Raw genomic sequence first — 14503 nt, 5'->3', positions numbered from 1 at the left:
GTCGAATCCCTATGCCTGTCGCTCTGAGCGATCGAGTTCGAACACGACGCGACCGGAGACGATGGTGGTTGTCACCCGTCCCTTTACTTTCCAGCCGGCGAATGGCGTGTTGCGGCTCTTGGAACGAAACCGTGAAGGGTCGACTTGCCACTCCCTGTTCGGATCGACGATGGCGACGTCGGCCGGCGCGCCGACCGCCAGGGTGCCGGCATTGAGACTGAACGCTTTGGCCGGGGCGGTTGCAAGTTTGTCTACCGCGGATTCGAGTGTAAGCACTCCTTCATCTACCAGGGCCAACGTCAGCGAGAGAGCGGTCTCCAGGCCCACGATGCCGAAGGGCGCTTCGGTAAACTCCTGCTGCTTCTCTTGGGTCGCATGCGGGGCATGGTCGGTCGCGATCACATCGATGGTTCCGTCGCGGAGTCCTTCCTTGATCGCCTGGACGTCCTGCATGGTCCTCAGCGGAGGATTCATTTTCGCGTGGGTGTTGTACCCGCGGGTCAGTTCTTCGGTCAGGGTAAAGTGATGCGGACAGGCTTCAGCCGTCACCTTCAGCCCCCGCGCCTTGGCTTCCCGCACCATACGCACCGAGCCGGCGGTGCTGATGTGCGCGAGGTGGAGGCGGGCTCCGGTCAGTTCAGCCAGCGAGACATTGCGGGCCACCATGACATCTTCCGCCGCGGAGGGAATGCCCGGCAGGCCGAGTTCGGTCGAGACCAGCCCTTCGTTCATGCATCCGCCTTCGGAGAGATGCAGATCTTCGCAGTGGTCCACGACCGGCACGTCGAACGCCCGCGCATATTCCATGGCGCGTCGCATGACGAGGCTGTTCATCACCGGCTTTCCGTCGTCGGAGATGGCGACACAACCGGCGCGGCGAAGATCGCCGATTTCCGCCAATTCTTTGCCTTCCGATTTTTTTGTGATGGCGCCGATTGGATAGAGGTGGGCGTTACCCGCTGCCTTCGCGCGCTCGAGCATGAATTCGGTGACGGCTTGATTGTCGTTGACGGGATTGGTGTTGGGCATCGCGCAGACGGTCGTGAAACCACCCGCGACGGCCGCCGCCGTACCCGATTCGATGGTTTCCTTATACTCGAACCCCGGTTCGCGGAAATGTACGTGGAGATCCACGAACCCCGGAAGCACTAATTGCCCCTTGGCTTGAATGACTGTCGCGCCGGCCGGCGCCTTGAGGGCCGGTCCGACTGCCGAGATTGTTCCGTTTTCGATCAGGACGTCGGCCACGCCGTTCACGCGTCCGGGATCGATCACATGACCGCCTTGAATCAGTAGTGTCATCGTTTACTCACACAAGAAAAAGGTAAAAGGATTCACTCGGTCGCTTCGTCCGGCTCAGCCGGCTCCCGACATGAGATACAAAATGCCCATGCGCACGGCCACGCCGTTCGCCACCTGATCGAGAATCACGGACGAGAGACTGTCCGCCACGTCGGGCGCGATTTCCACCCCGCGGTTGATGGGGCCCGGATGCATCACGATGGCGCCGGGCTCAGCCAGTTTCACGCGGTCGCTGGTCAATCCATAGTGTCGAGCATATTCCCGGATCGTCGGAAACAGCGCGCGGCCCTGTCGCTCCAATTGAAGCCGCAACATCATGATCACGTGGACGCCTCGCAGCGCTTCGTCCAGATTGTGGTAGACCTGCACCCCGAGCTGGCTGATTTGCAGAGGGATCATGGTCGGAGGTCCGACGACCCGCACTTCCGCTCCGAGTTTCGTGAGGGCAAAAATATTCGAACGGGCGACACGGCTATGCGCCACATCGCCGACAATCGCGACGCGCAATCCGGCGAAGCCCATTTGCCGGCTGCGGATCGTGTACAGGTCGAGCAGAGCCTGTGTCGGATGTTCATGCCACCCGTCCCCGGCATTGATGACCGAAGACTTGACGCCGCGCGCCAGCGTCTCTGCCGCGCCGGCCGAGGAGTGTCGCAGAACGATGATATCGGCCTGCATGGCTTCGATGTTCCGGGCCGTATCCAGGAGCGTTTCTCCCTTCACCACGCTGCTGGAAGAGGGGGAGAAATTGATCACATCGGCGCTGAGTCGCTTGGCGGCCAATTCAAACGACGTTCTGGTTCTCGTGCTCGGCTCGAAGAAGAGGTTCACGACCGTCTTGCCTCGTAAGGCCGGTACCTTCTTGATCTCCCGGCCGGAGACTTCCTTGAAGGAATCCGCGGTTTCCAGGATCAACGTGATATCGTCCGCCGACAGGTTGGTCAGGCTGAGCAGGTCTTTCCGTTTGAGGCCCACGACAATGTCTCCGGTTACGCCCTGAGGATGACCACGCGATCCTCTTCTCCGTTTTCTTCGAGATGGACCTCAATGGCCTCTTCGCGCGAGGTGGGAATATTCTTGCCGATGTAATTGGCTTTGATCGGCAGTTGCCGATGCCCGCGATCGACCAGTACCGCCAGCTGAATTTCCGCCGGTCGTCCCAGGTCGATCAGGCTGTCCATGGCGGCGCGAATGGTGCGGCCGGTGAAGAGCACATCGTCCACGAGGACCACCTTGAGATCGGAAATTTTGAACGGCACCGAGGTCTTGCGGAGGATCGGCTGATCCTTGCGGAGCGACAGGTCGTCACGATAGAGCGTGATGTCCAATTCGCCGATCGGGATCTGGGTGCCCTCGATGTCGTGGATGCGCCGCACGAGGCGATGCGCCAGGTGTACGCCCCCCGTCCGGATGCCCACCAAGGCCAGGTCCTTGATGCCCTTGTTGCGCTCCAGAATTTCATGCGCGATGCGGGTCACGGCGCGGGCGATATCGCCGGCGTCCATCACCACACGCTCCTGCCGGTTGCCTGTTGTAGGTTCGGTTGTCATAGGTGCTTGAGTCGATGGGGGCATAAAAAAACCTTCCCACCGATTTGGATGAGAAGGTGCGGGCTGTCGGACGGCTGGCTGCCGTGTCGTGTGGTCATGATCTCCTTACCCACCTCACAGGATGAGCGTTAAAGGCGGGCTGATCTTAACGAGTTGCCCCTACCGTGTCAAGAATGCTGTGCCCCGAGTGGCCTGTGCTGCGCGACGACTGCCTTCATTGACTCCCTGCATGCCATTTGTTAGCTTCGTGCCGTTGAGAGGCGGTCCGTCCCTCTCACTGATCATCCAATCACCCGGAATTTATCAGCTCCCATCCTGAAAGGATCGCGCATGACTGCCTCTGCTGCCTCTACCGCCACGCCTGACCTTCTGACCGCTTTGGCCAATAAGGCGACGCACCTTCGCATGGACAGTGTGAAGGCGACGACTGAAGCCGGGAGCGGACATCCCTCCAGCTGCTGTTCGGCCGCAGACATCGTCGCGGTCTTGTTTTTCTCCGTGATGCGATACGATCCGAAAAATCCGAAATTGCCCAATAGCGATCGATTCGTCCTCTCAAAAGGCCATGCGGCGCCCCTGCTCTATGCAGCCTGGGCGGAAGCCGGGTTGTTTCCCAAATCTGAATTGCTCAAATTGCGCACCCTCGGGTCCGATTTCGAAGGCCACCCGACGCCCCGCCTTTCCTTCGTGGACATGGCGACCGGCTCGTTGGGGCAAGGCCTGCCGGCCGGAGTGGGTCTCGCATTTAATGCCAAATCGATCGACAAGACCGACTACCGGACCTATGTGTTGATGGGCGATGGTGAGTCCGTCGAAGGCTCCGTGTGGGAAGCGGCGGAAGTGGCGCGGCACGCGGCATTGGATAATCTCTGCGCGATAGTGGACGTGAACCGGCTGGGACAAAGCGATCCCACGATGTTGCAACACGACATGGAGGCCTATCGTGCCAGATGGGCCGGGTTCGGCTGGCATGCCATTGTGGTGGACGGTCACGATATCGGCGCCCTTGTGGCAGCGTTTGAGGAAGCGGCGCGGACCAAGGGGCGGCCGACGGTGTTGCTGGCGAAGACCTTTAAGGGGCGCGGCATCTCCTTCATGGAGAATCATCCGGAATGGCATGGAAAGCCCATGAAGAAGGGTGAAGAAACCCAGAAGGCCTTGGATGAACTGACGCGGCAACTCAAGCCCGGCTCGACGCAACCGCAGATTCCGATGCCGACAGTCGTCAAAGCCGCGGCCCCTGCCAAGGGAACGATGGCGCCTCCGCCGTACAAACTCGGGGACTCCGCGGCGACGCGGGAAGCATTCGGAGCCGCCCTTCTGGCGGTTGGTGAGGCGAATTCGCAGGTGGTCGCGCTGGATGCGGATGTGAAGAATTCCACCTATAGCGACAAGTTCGGCAAGCGGTTTCCGGACCGTTTTCTGGAAAACTTTATCGCGGAGCAGAACATGTTGGGCGCCGCGGCCGGTATCGCCGCCTGCGGAAAGATTCCCTTTGTGGCGACCTTCGCCGCCTTCTTCACGCGGGCGTACGATTTCATTCGGATGGCGGCGATCAGCCAGTCGAATATCAAGTTGGTGGGGACGCACGTCGGTGTGAGTATCGGCGAAGACGGCCCCTCGCAGATGGGGCTTGAAGACCTGGCGATGATGTCGGCGCAGCCCGGTGTGACGGTGCTGTACCCGTCCGACGCGCTCTCGATGTACAAACTGGTGGAAGCGGCGGCCGCTCATAAGGGCATGGTATACCTCCGTGCCGGTCGCCCCAAGACGCCGGTGATTTATGGCCTCGATGAGCAGTTTAAGATCGGAGGCTCCAAGGTGGTCCGGCAGAGTGCTGCCGACCAGCTGACAATCGTGGCGGCCGGCGTGACGTTGTTTGAGGCCTTAAAAGCTCACGATCAATTGAAGGCGGCCGGCATCGCGACGCGCGTTGTGGATTTATACAGCATCGTGCCCGTGGATCAGGCGACCTTGATCGAGTGCGCGCGGGCGACCGGCGGACGATTCCTGACGGTCGAGGACCATTATGCGCACGGAGGCATCGGCGATGCCGTCTTGAGCGCGCTCGCATCGGAAGGCGTGCGGGTGCACAAACTGGCCGTTCGGGAAATCCCGCGCAGCGGGAAGCCGGATGAGCTCGTCGATCATTTTGGTATTGGAGTACGCTCGATTGTCGAAGCGGCCAAAGAAATCGTTAAAACAGCCTCCCGCTGAACAGTCCGGCCCTGCCTTCCCTGCCGGGTTGAATCAGATTCCCCTCCTCCAGATCCTCAGCGCCCAGGATCGCCAGAAGGTCCTGGGCGAAATGACGGAAACCCGCTACGGCAAGGGGCAGTACATCTTCCGTGAGGGCGATCCCACCGAGTACTTCCATATCGTCAAGGAAGGGTCGGTGAAGTGCGTCAAATCGTCCCTTGACGGGAAAGAGTGCACGCTGAAAGTGCTCATGCCCGGCGATCTGTTTTGTTGCGATGCCTCGGCCTTCGATGGCGCCTCCCATCCGGGCACCGCCCAGCCCATGGGGGATGTCAGCGTGCTGCGGATGAAGAAAGAAGCCTACTTCAAGATGCTGCGCGGGAATCCGGATGCCGCGATGGAAGTCATCCGGTACCTGGGCAACCGCCTCAACGAAGCGCAGGAAAAGGCCAAGGTCCTCGCGCTGGACCGGGCCGATCAACGATTGGCCTCCCTCCTCGTGAACCTCGCGGAACGAAGCGGAGTTCAAGAACCGAACGGGATCAGGGTCTCCGTCCGGCTCACGCGCCAGGACATGGCGAACATGGTGGGCGTGACGACTGAAACCGCCATTCGCATCATGGCGCGGTTTAAGAAAGAGCGGCTGGTGTCGGGAACGGCTGCCCGCCTCATTATTCGTGACCTTCCCAAGCTCCGCCTCCTCGCTTCCACGTAATTATTTTCGCCACAACGACGTTATTGCTCAAAACATGACAATAGTCATGTTTTATTGTCGATGCCCTCCCGTATGGTGCAGGCAGAGGCGCAGCATTCGATTGCGACGAATGTTGATCCGGGAGCGATGCGTTCCCGGTCGCCGGGTGAACCGGAAGGACGATTGGAGGCAACCATGCACACAGAGAGAACGAACAACCATTCGGGGCGCAGCCTGCACCAAGCCCTGCCTATCCTGGGAATGGCGCTGGGACTGGTGGCGGGGATGGCCCTGTCAGCCCAGGCCAAGACACATGAGATCAAAATGACCGCCGTGGAAACGGACATCGTCATCGACGGAGGCGGTGAAAAGTACGCCGCCTGGACCTTCAACGGACAGTTCCCCGGTCCGGTGGTGCGGGTCACGGAAGGCGATATCGTCAACTTCACCTTGACGAACCCGGCCACGAACAAGAATCCCCATGCCATGGATTTCCATGCGGCGGAAGTCGATTTCCTGAAAAATTACCGGGCCGTCAACACCGGCGAGACGCACAGCTTCTCGTTCACGGCAAAGAAGCCGGGGGTGTTCTTCTACCACTGCGGTGCCCCACCCATGATTCAGCACGTCGCGCGGGGGATGTTCGGGGCGATCATCGTGGATCCCAAAAACGCCAAAGTCTGGCCGAAAGCGGATCGGGAATACGTCTTGGTGCAGTCGGAATATTTCAAGAATCCGAATGACGTGCAGGCGATGTTCGATCGCAAGTACGACGGCATGATGTTCAACGGCGGCATTTTCAAGTATCACCCGTTTGTGACCGGCGGCGGGAAACTCGATGCGAAGCCGGGAGAGCGGGTGCGGATTTATTTCGTCAACGCGGGCCCGAACGAGTTTTCCTCGTTTCACCCGATCGGAGAGATTTGGGACAACGTCTATGAGAGCGGCAATCCCGCCAACAATCTGAAGGGTGTGCAAACCTACGTAGTAGGACCGGGGAGCGCGGCCACCTTCGATGTGGTAGTGGAATCTGCCGGCGCCTACCCGCTGGTCACCCACTCACTTACGGGGGCGTTGCGAGGAGCCATTGCAGTGTTACTGGCCGGACCGGATGCCAAGCCGGCGCCGTTGATGCCGATGGTGCCGTGGGAATTACCGGCGAAATAATGCCGGTCGTTGGATTGATTCACCCGGCCGGCTCGAAAGGGTCGGCCGGACAGTCCGAAAGAAAGATTATGACCAATCAATTCGTTCAAAGTCTGTGGTTTTTGGGAGATGCCGATGCCATTTCGTGGGATGACGCGGTGCTGCTTGCTCCTATCCGTCGGATGCCTAGCGAGCCCAGTCAATGCCGACACCTCGCACGAGCGCGTGGCGCTCTTCTTGTCCGGCCAAGACTGTCCCTCTTTCCGCAGGAGTCTCGCTGCGGAATTGGCGCAGGTTCCCGGCGTCACGCGCGTGGAGCCGGACAGCGTCCCTGATCATGTGCTGATCGATGTGGTCAGCGGCCGGGTCGCACCGGACGACCTCCTGGCGGTCGCGCGTCGCCATGTGCGCCCCGATACAGTTTGCCAGGTCGAGATCATGCAGTCCTGTATTTCCGCAGGTCCCGCTCCGTTGCCCCGGTAAGCAGTGCTTGCGACTTTTGAACCGTTCGGCTAGACTAGGCGCGGTCCATCCGAAGCTCTCTGCGGAGACTACCGGCATCATGATGCACAAATGGATCGGCCTGTTGTGGAGCGCGATCGCGATCGGAGGCTGGTGTCTGGCCCCTGTCGCGTCTCTGTCGGCCCAGGAGGCGATGCTGGAATTTCCCATCCGGCCCTTCAATGTCGATGTCATGCTTCGCCAGCAGACGTTCGCCCCGGACGATCGTGAGATCGGCGTGCAACTCGGGATCACGGCGCTCCGCTACGGCAACGTGGAGGTTCGGACCATCTACCAATACTTCAGCATCCATTCCCAGGAATTCCGGACCGACCAACATTCCCTCTTTCTCAATCCCCGTTGGAACAACTTCATCGACATCCTGGATTTTCCCACGCACAAACCGATCAGCCGCCTGCTCCGTCACATCCTGTTCGGTCCCTTGGAGGATCGGGCGGTTCCGTACGTCGGGCTCCTGGCCGGAGGTGTGCTGCCCGGTCCGGGGCACCACGCGCCGGGCCATTTGATCGGAGGTCAGCTGGGTGTGCGATTTCCTGTGGCACGCAGTCTGTCGGTCGATATCAGCGTGCAATATAGCCAGTACGGTGTGGATTTTCGCGGTGAGGCGGGACAGGCGCAACAATGGGTATTTCTCACAGGCGTTCGGTTTTGATGCGGGCGTCGCACGTGCGCATGGGATGGATGGCGGTCCTCTGTCTGTGTCTTCCCGGGTGCGGGCTGTTGATCGACGCGGTCGAGCATGTCTGGCCCGTGTCAGGCAACAAGGTCGATATCATCTGCGAACGTGAACGGGTGCAAGTCGGTCTCGCGATGGAGCCCTTTCGTCCGTTTGTGTTCCCGACGATTTGGACCGACGAGGGCGCCCGGGTGACCGGGCTCGATGTAGAACTGGTGCGGGCGATGACCGACGAATTATCCCGACGGTGCGGACGCGCGGTGACCCCTGTCTTGCACCTGGTGCGGTTCAGGGATCTGTTCCGGCTGCTGAATGAAGGGCATCTCGATTGGTTCATGTCCGCCGTGGCGATCAACACCCCCGCGCCGGCTCGGGCCGGTGTGGCCTATTCCCTGCCCTACTTTTACGGCGGTGGGGTCAGCGGGATCACGACAAATCCCGCGGTTCTTGAGCGAGTCCGCGCCAATGTGCGGGAGCAGGCGATGCATCCCAGTCCCGACCGGCTGGCTGCGACCAGCCACGCACTGGACGGGTTGACGATCGCGGTCCAGGACGAAACCAGCGCCTATTATTATGCCGAGGCGAATCTGAGTCCCCACCGGTTGATTCTGTGCGATTCGCTTCCGGCTGCGTTCGAGTATGCCGACTCGCGGGCGGAGCCGCGCATCGACGTAATTCTCGGGGCCCAGCCGGTGCTGGAGTATATGGTCAAACGGGTTCGTAAAGACTGGTCACCGTTGACACGCGAAAATGGCCGCCCCTTGTTTTTGACCAAGGCAGATTACGGCGTGGTCGTGCCCGAAGAGAGTTACCACCTGCGATGGTTGTTGAACGACCTGCTGTTGAAACTCGATGAGTCGGGTCGACTTCGCGAGATGCGAACCAGGTGGCTTGATGAGGAGTACGCCTTTCCACGCCGGGCTTCTCTGGAGGGGTTGTCGTTTGACGTGGAACAGATGGCGGCCCATTACGCACAAGGGACCTGTCGCCTCAAGGTCGAGCCGTAACATCACGGAGAGGAGAATGGTCATGAGAAGTCACGCGTTCTGTATCCTGGCGGCCGCAGTCCTGTTAGTGATCGCGCAACCGTCGATGGTCGGTGCGGTCGAACGGGCTGAGGCGGAAGAAACGGCGCGATTGTTGGCAAAGCTCCTGCAATCCGGACGTATGGTGATCGAACGGAATCAGGCGTTGATCGACGATCCCCACAAGGGTGAGAAGGGGTTCACGCCGGAACTGTTCGAGCAGCAGCTCGTACGGGAGTTTCTGGCCAAGACCGGGATCGATCTCACTGCACTGCCCGCCGCGCCGGTTTCCATCCTTATCCCGCCGTTGGCAAAAGAACTTCTACCTGCGCTGGTGCAGGCCAGCCGCGAAGTCGTGCGGGATGCGCAAGTCGTCATCAACCAGCGCGGCATCGGCTACAAGAATTTCATCCCGGCGACCTATGGGAGTCAGGCCTCGGCCCGGTTCTCCAAGTCGGCGCACGTACGCCTGAAACAGACGGCCATCGAGCCCCGCAATCCGAAGAACGAGCCGGATGAATATGAGGCGTCGGTGCTGAAATGGCTCTCTGCCAGGCCACGTGCCGAGGCTTATGTCAGTGAGCTGACGGACGAGGGGAGTACGTTGCGCGTGGTCATGCCGATCTATTACGCCAAGGATTGCCTCGCCTGCCACGGCGAACCGAAGGGGGATCTCGACATCTCCGGCTATCCGAAAGAGGGGCACAAGGAAGGTGACCTTGCCGGGGCCATCACTGTCACGGCCCCGCTGACGCCAAGAAAATGAGACGGCAGGCGTCGGTCGGGATTTTGAACACAGGAACGATCGTCGATTGTCGAACGGCGGCTGTCGATTGTCAGGCCTGATTCGGCGCGACGAACACCAGGACTTTCAGCCGCTGCTGCGTGTGATTCTTCACCCCATGTTCATCGCCCGCGGGTGCCATGGTACCCTGCCCCGGTTTCAGCACCTGCTTCTCTGAGCCGACCTGAAACGTCCCTTCCCCTTCCAGCACGATGTAGACCTTATCCTGCTCGCCGTGAATGTGGCCCTTCTGTTCTTGGCCCGGTTCAAAGCAATAGATGTCGCAAAAGAAACGCGGGGTCTGGAAGAGGTTATTTTTCTTCATCTTCTCGGAACTGAACTGCTGAAAATCGGCAAGCGTAAGTACCTTCATGTCGTGGGCTCCAGAGGTCAGGATGAATGTGTTGTGTCCGGTGTGTGCAGGCGCGTCACGATACGGTCGACGGAGATCAAGTGGCGTGAGAGCCCCAAGTCCTGTGCAGGGAGACCCATCGCGAGCCCAAGCAGCTGGGGAAGATGCAGGATGGGAAGGTTCAGCGCCGTTTTGACGGCCTGTCCTGCGCGTTCCTGGTAAATGTCGAGGCTCATGTGGCAGAGCGGACAGGGTGTGACCATAAAGTCCGCGCCATGGTCCTTCGCGTCTTTCATATTCGTGCCGGCCATGGCCACCGCGATAGCTTCCTTCTCCAGAATGATAGGAAAGCCGCAGCACTTGGTCCGCCCCGCATAGGCGACCGGCTCCCCGCCGACGGCGCGAATAATTTTTTCGAGCGAGCTTGGATTCTCCGGATCGTCGAACCCCAGCTCCCAGGAGGGCCGGAGCATGTAACATCCATAGAAGGGGGCGATACGGAAATTACGAAATGGAGACTGGACCGTCTCTCCCACGCGGGTGAGTCCGATATCCCGCACCGCAATCCACAGGAGATGTTTTACCTGAACCCCGCCGCCGTAGCTGATCCCGTCTTGCGCGAGGATTTTATTCACCCGCTCAAGGGTGCCCGGTTCGTTCTTCAGGCGGCGGTTTGCCGCGCTCATCACCCCCTGGCAGGTGCCGCAGATGGTCATGATGTCCAGCCCGAGCCGCTCCGCTTGAGCGAAGGTCCGGGCGTTCAGCGCAAGCGCCACATCCGGATCGGCTTCTCCGATCACACCGGCGCCGCAACAGGAGGAGGCGGCAAGCTCGACGACCTCGATGCCTAATCGCCCGACGATGGCCATCGTGGATTGATAGAGTTCGGGGGTGGCGCCTTTCGCTGCGCAACCAGGATAGAGGGCAAATTTCAGGGGCATAGAGTGGGTCGCCTGTTCGTCCGGTCTGTCCGTCCCAACATAGCGTATTTCACCCCTCGATGAACAGACGGAATCGGGCTTCTCTCGGTTGTGTGAGCCATAGGTGGAATCAGGGAAGTTTTGAAACGGTCTCCTTATAGCTTTTCTTCAGGTCTTCGACGGCGGCGTTCATGTTGTCTTTCAGCTTACTCCAGGCTGAGCTGGTGGAGGCATTCACCTCCTCGAGCTGTTTTCCTGCCTCGTCCTTTTTGTGTTCCAGATCCTGAAGGGCCTTCTGCATTTCAGTCCGGGCTTCTGCGGAGGCAGCGTTGGTCTTCTTTTGGAGCTCCGCAATTTTGACCTGCATCTCGGCCAGTTCGGCCTGCACCGCCTTCTGGAAGGTCTCCTTTTGCTGAAGCGTATACTGCTTGGTCGCCTCGACGGCCTCCTTGGTGTCCCGGATCACCCTGTCGGTTGTAGACGGTTGCGGCTTGTCCCCCGCGGTCGCCCCGGGCGGAAGTGTGAGGGAGAGACCCAGGATACACAGAACCACCAGCGTTCTAACTACGGCCATGCGGGGACTCCTTTTTGTTTTCAGATGGAATGCAGCCATTCGGCCCGACGCGGTCACATTATACTCATTCTCCGGCATGTTCTGTGCCCGCAGATCCTCTCCCAGAGGGGGAACCCGCGTTATTCATGACGGTTCGTCGCGAAATTGCCGAGTCACGTGGCGAGACCGGCGCGCGGAGCCGGGAGGACCCGAAGCGTACTTGTGCAGTACGTTGAGGATCCGAGGGGCGAGCCCGCCGGCCAAAGGCCCGTCGCAGCAGTGAATCGGCGATTGCAGCAGAAGCGCTCATGAATAATGCGGGTTAAGGTTTTGGGAAGAATGAGCCGAAAAGGATCTACAAGGCAGACAATCCCGCAACCTTGACCTGTGGTGTAAGCCCTATGAGCGCTGAACTTCCCAAAGCGACGGACGCGGCCTCTACGGACGCGTTGGAACAACATCTGATCGAGCGAATCCAGAAGGGAGCCATCGAACTCCCGCTCTTGCCTCAAGTGGCCTCCAGAATTTTGAGTATGGTCTACGATCCGGATGCGGAGGCGGCCAAGCTTGCCGCGCTCATTCATCAGGACCAGGCCCTTGCCGCCCATGTCATCCGGATCGCCAACTCACCGGCTTACATGACCCGCAATCCTGTGGTGTCGTTACAACATGCCGTTTCGATGCTCGGTATGAACTTGATGTCGGAATTGGCGTTCTCCGCCTCCATCAAAGGCAGTGCCTTCAAGGTGCCGGGGTGGGACGATGAAGTCAAGCGTCTCTGGCAGTATTCTCTGGCAAGCGGCGCCTACGCCAAAGAAATTGCCCGGGTCCGCCGGTTCAACGTCGAAAGCGCCTATCTCTGCGGACTCCTGCACGGGATCGGCAAACCGGTGGTGTTGCAGACGCTGGTCGCGCTGGCCAAGGAGCAGAATCTCACCTTGACGCAGGAGCTGTTGCATCAACTGCTGGAAGGCTACTACATCCAGGTGGGCCTGCTCGTCGCCGAAGACTGGGGACTCCCGCCGCCTGTCGTGGAATCGATCGGCTTTCACAGCGACTACCAGTATGCCAAGACGGCTAAACAGGAGTGCATGACGACCTGTCTGGCCGGTCGTTTGGCGACGCATTTTCTCGATCCCGTCGCATTCGATGAGGCGATGGTCCGTGAGCATGCGGTCTTTGCCGATCTGAACCTCTATCCCAAAGATATCGATGCGTTGCTGGCCTTGAAAGACAAGGTGCAAGCCGTCGTGGAGGCGATGCCGTTGTGATGCCCCCCAATGCCTATGACATCGTGGTGGTGGGGAGCGGTCCGGCCGGCCAGAAGGCCGCCATTCAAGGCGCCAAGGCCGGCAAGAAAGTCGTCCTGATCGAACAGGAGCAGGGCATCGGCGGTAACTGTGTCTACCGGGGCACGATTCCCAGTAAGACGCTGCGCGAGACGGCATTGCAGTTCGAACGTCTCAAACGCTCGAGCGAAGTGTTCGAAGGCCGGTTGCGGCTCGATGTGCCGATGTCCGTACTGCTGCACCGCCTGGATGAGGTGGTCAAGGCGCACGAGTGTTACATGGCCGACCAACTCACCCGCAACAATGTGATCTATCGGCACGGCCGCGCGCGATTCCTCTCGCCGAATGAAGTGGAATTGCAGACCATCGACGGCGCCTGCCAGGCCCTGTGGGCCGACACGATCGTGCTGGCAACGGGGTCCCGGCCGCGTTCGATTCCAGAAATTCCCGTGGATCACGAACATGTCCTGGACAGCGATTCGATCCTGTCGATGATCTACCTGCCCCGCTCGTTGACGGTCTTGGGCGGAGGGGTCATCGCTTGTGAATATGCCTCGACCTTTGCGCTGCTGGGTGTCGAAGTGACGCTCATCGACAGGGCCCAGCGCCCCCTGTCGTTCATGGACGCGGAAATCGTCGAGGTGTTTCAGCGCAGTATCGAACGGCAAGGCGGACGGTTTTACGTGGGGCAGACCGTCAAGGAAGTAGCGTGGGACGGCGTGTCCTCCGTCGTCGCCAGGCTGGCGAACGGCATGGCGGTCAAGAGCGAGAAGATGCTGGTCGCGCTGGGGCGTCAACCGAACATTGAAGAATTGAACCTTGAGGCGGCCGGGCTCACGCTGGACGAGAAGGGCCGGATCCCCGTCAACGAATACGGGCAAACCCTCGTCTCGCATATTTTTGCCGCCGGCGACATGTTGGGTCGTCCCCCGGCCTTGGCCTCACAAGCGATGGAGGATGGTCGTCGGGCGGTCAGTCACGCCTTGGGCCTTCCGGTCGGCGACTCGCTCAATCAGGTGCCGATCGGGATCTACACCATTCCGGAAATCGCCTCCATCGGACTCGATGAGGAACAGGCCGCGGCCCGGTACCGGGGCCCGCTTGTGGGGCGCGCGCGGTTTACGGAGATCGCCAAGGGGCAGATCACGGGAGCCTGCGACGGACTCCTGAAGCTGATTGCCGACCCCTCCGGTGAACGACTGCTCGGTGTGCAGATCGTCGGCGAGCATGCGACCGAACTGATTCACCTTGGGCAGATGGCGCTGCAAGACGGGGCCACCATCGATCGGTTCATCGACTCCATTTTCAGCTTTCCCACGTTTGCCGAAGGGTATCGCGTGGCCGCGCTCGATATCCTGGGTCAACGCCGCAAGCGTCAGAGCACCACGCAAGCGGCCTAATCTCCCGCTCCCCTGTCCTCTTCTCCCTCTTTGACCCCCGTGCCTTATGTGCGCTACTCTCCGGGGCGACCCGTAAGGTCGTGCTGGAGGG

General features: G+C 60.1%; 15 protein-coding genes. 9 read left to right on the top strand and 6 right to left on the bottom strand.

Going from position 1 to position 14503, the window contains the following annotated elements; translation table 11 throughout:
* Nucleotides 1-9: 9 nt before the first annotated feature.
* The 3 genes from H8K11_10315 to pyrR are packed head-to-tail and all read right to left on the bottom strand — an operon-like array spanning nt 10 to nt 2852.
* Nucleotides 10-1302, bottom strand: a complete 1293-nt coding sequence (locus tag H8K11_10315) for a dihydroorotase (protein MCS6264139.1) — start codon at nt 1300-1302, stop codon at nt 10-12.
* Between the two features lie 54 nt (nt 1303-1356).
* On the bottom strand, nt 1357-2277 hold the full coding sequence (locus tag H8K11_10310; GenBank protein MCS6264138.1) for an aspartate carbamoyltransferase catalytic subunit: 921 nt from the start codon (nt 2275-2277) through the stop codon (nt 1357-1359).
* Nucleotides 2278-2291: 14 nt separating this feature from the next.
* Nucleotides 2292-2852, bottom strand: a complete 561-nt coding sequence (gene pyrR, locus H8K11_10305) for a bifunctional pyr operon transcriptional regulator/uracil phosphoribosyltransferase PyrR (protein ID MCS6264137.1) — start codon at nt 2850-2852, stop codon at nt 2292-2294.
* Nucleotides 2853-3182: 330 nt separating this feature from the next.
* On the opposite strand from pyrR, the gene H8K11_10300 reads away from it, so the two are divergent.
* From H8K11_10300 to H8K11_10270, 7 genes are all read left to right on the top strand, one after another.
* Nucleotides 3183-5069, top strand: a complete 1887-nt coding sequence (locus H8K11_10300; protein MCS6264136.1) for a transketolase — start codon at nt 3183-3185, stop codon at nt 5067-5069.
* Complete coding sequence (locus tag H8K11_10295; GenBank protein ID MCS6264135.1) at nt 5026-5766, top strand: Crp/Fnr family transcriptional regulator; 741 nt, start codon at nt 5026-5028, stop codon at nt 5764-5766. Before H8K11_10300 ends, H8K11_10295 begins: the two co-directional genes overlap by 44 nt.
* A 174-nt stretch (nt 5767-5940) precedes the next feature.
* Nucleotides 5941-6912, top strand: coding sequence for a multicopper oxidase domain-containing protein (locus H8K11_10290; protein MCS6264134.1), 972 nt, complete (start codon nt 5941-5943; stop codon nt 6910-6912).
* Between the two features lie 114 nt (nt 6913-7026).
* The gene (locus H8K11_10285) at nt 7027-7374 is read left to right on the top strand and encodes a hypothetical protein (GenBank protein ID MCS6264133.1); all 348 of its coding nucleotides are present in this window, start codon (nt 7027-7029) and stop codon (nt 7372-7374) included.
* 79 nt (nt 7375-7453) lie between these two features.
* Nucleotides 7454-8065, top strand: a complete 612-nt coding sequence (locus H8K11_10280; GenBank protein ID MCS6264132.1) for a hypothetical protein — start codon at nt 7454-7456, stop codon at nt 8063-8065.
* Nucleotides 8065-9096 (top strand): transporter substrate-binding domain-containing protein, encoded by a 1032-nt coding sequence (locus H8K11_10275; GenBank protein MCS6264131.1) that lies wholly within the window; start codon nt 8065-8067, stop codon nt 9094-9096. The genes H8K11_10280 and H8K11_10275 overlap by 1 nt, the downstream gene beginning before the upstream one ends.
* A gap of 22 nt (nt 9097-9118) precedes the next feature.
* Entirely contained in the window at nt 9119-9880 is a 762-nt protein-coding gene (locus H8K11_10270) for a DUF3365 domain-containing protein (protein ID MCS6264130.1), read from the top strand.
* Between the two features lie 70 nt (nt 9881-9950).
* Here H8K11_10270 and H8K11_10265 read toward each other — a convergent pair whose 3' ends face one another.
* The 3 genes from H8K11_10265 to H8K11_10255 all read right to left on the bottom strand — a co-directional run bounded on the left by H8K11_10265 (nt 9951) and on the right by H8K11_10255 (nt 11744).
* Entirely contained in the window at nt 9951-10271 is a 321-nt protein-coding gene (locus tag H8K11_10265) for a cupin domain-containing protein (protein ID MCS6264129.1), read from the bottom strand.
* A 17-nt stretch (nt 10272-10288) separates the two neighbouring features.
* Nucleotides 10289-11191, bottom strand: a complete 903-nt coding sequence (locus H8K11_10260) for a CoB--CoM heterodisulfide reductase iron-sulfur subunit B family protein (protein ID MCS6264128.1) — start codon at nt 11189-11191, stop codon at nt 10289-10291.
* A gap of 109 nt (nt 11192-11300) precedes the next feature.
* Nucleotides 11301-11744 (bottom strand): hypothetical protein, encoded by a 444-nt coding sequence (locus H8K11_10255; GenBank protein MCS6264127.1) that lies wholly within the window; start codon nt 11742-11744, stop codon nt 11301-11303.
* A gap of 380 nt (nt 11745-12124) precedes the next feature.
* On the opposite strand from H8K11_10255, the gene H8K11_10250 reads away from it, so the two are divergent.
* Together H8K11_10250 and sthA are read left to right on the top strand one after the other, a co-directional pair.
* Nucleotides 12125-12994: an HDOD domain-containing protein gene (locus H8K11_10250; GenBank protein ID MCS6264126.1), complete on the top strand. Its 870-nt coding sequence runs from the start codon at nt 12125-12127 to the stop codon at nt 12992-12994.
* Nucleotides 12994-14412 carry a Si-specific NAD(P)(+) transhydrogenase gene (gene sthA, locus H8K11_10245; GenBank protein MCS6264125.1) on the top strand — a complete coding sequence of 473 codons (1419 nt, stop codon included), beginning with the start codon at nt 12994-12996 and terminating at the stop codon, nt 14410-14412. Before H8K11_10250 ends, sthA begins: the two co-directional genes overlap by 1 nt.
* Nucleotides 14413-14503: the final 91 nt, after the last annotated feature.

It is taken from the genome of Nitrospira sp. (genome assembly GCA_024998565.1).
Taxonomy (GTDB): Bacteria; Nitrospirota; Nitrospiria; order Nitrospirales; family Nitrospiraceae; genus Nitrospira_A.
Note: the sequence above shows the minus strand (reverse complement) of the source record. Positions and strands in the feature narration are given on the sequence as shown.

Bases quoted from the DNA above. Each gene is read 5' to 3' on its own strand.
- H8K11_10315 (MCS6264139.1), bottom strand. From the start codon at position 1,302: ATGACACTACTGATTCAAGGCGGTCATGTGATCGATCCCGGACGCGTG.
- pyrR (MCS6264137.1), bottom strand. From the start codon at position 2,852: ATGACAACCGAACCTACAACAGGCAACCGGCAGGAGCGTGTGGTGATG.
- H8K11_10300 (MCS6264136.1), top strand. From the start codon at position 3,183: ATGACTGCCTCTGCTGCCTCTACCGCCACGCCTGACCTTCTGACCGCT.
- H8K11_10290 (MCS6264134.1), top strand. From the start codon at position 5,941: ATGCACACAGAGAGAACGAACAACCATTCGGGGCGCAGCCTGCACCAA.
- H8K11_10285 (MCS6264133.1), top strand. From the start codon at position 7,027: ATGCCATTTCGTGGGATGACGCGGTGCTGCTTGCTCCTATCCGTCGGA.
- H8K11_10280 (MCS6264132.1), top strand. From the start codon at position 7,454: ATGATGCACAAATGGATCGGCCTGTTGTGGAGCGCGATCGCGATCGGA.
- H8K11_10275 (MCS6264131.1), top strand. From the start codon at position 8,065: ATGCGGGCGTCGCACGTGCGCATGGGATGGATGGCGGTCCTCTGTCTG.
- H8K11_10270 (MCS6264130.1), top strand. From the start codon at position 9,119: ATGAGAAGTCACGCGTTCTGTATCCTGGCGGCCGCAGTCCTGTTAGTG.
- H8K11_10265 (MCS6264129.1), bottom strand. From the start codon at position 10,271: ATGAAGGTACTTACGCTTGCCGATTTTCAGCAGTTCAGTTCCGAGAAG.
- H8K11_10260 (MCS6264128.1), bottom strand. From the start codon at position 11,191: ATGCCCCTGAAATTTGCCCTCTATCCTGGTTGCGCAGCGAAAGGCGCC.
- H8K11_10255 (MCS6264127.1), bottom strand. From the start codon at position 11,744: ATGGCCGTAGTTAGAACGCTGGTGGTTCTGTGTATCCTGGGTCTCTCC.
- H8K11_10250 (MCS6264126.1), top strand. From the start codon at position 12,125: ATGAGCGCTGAACTTCCCAAAGCGACGGACGCGGCCTCTACGGACGCG.
- sthA (MCS6264125.1), top strand. From the start codon at position 12,994: ATGCCCCCCAATGCCTATGACATCGTGGTGGTGGGGAGCGGTCCGGCC.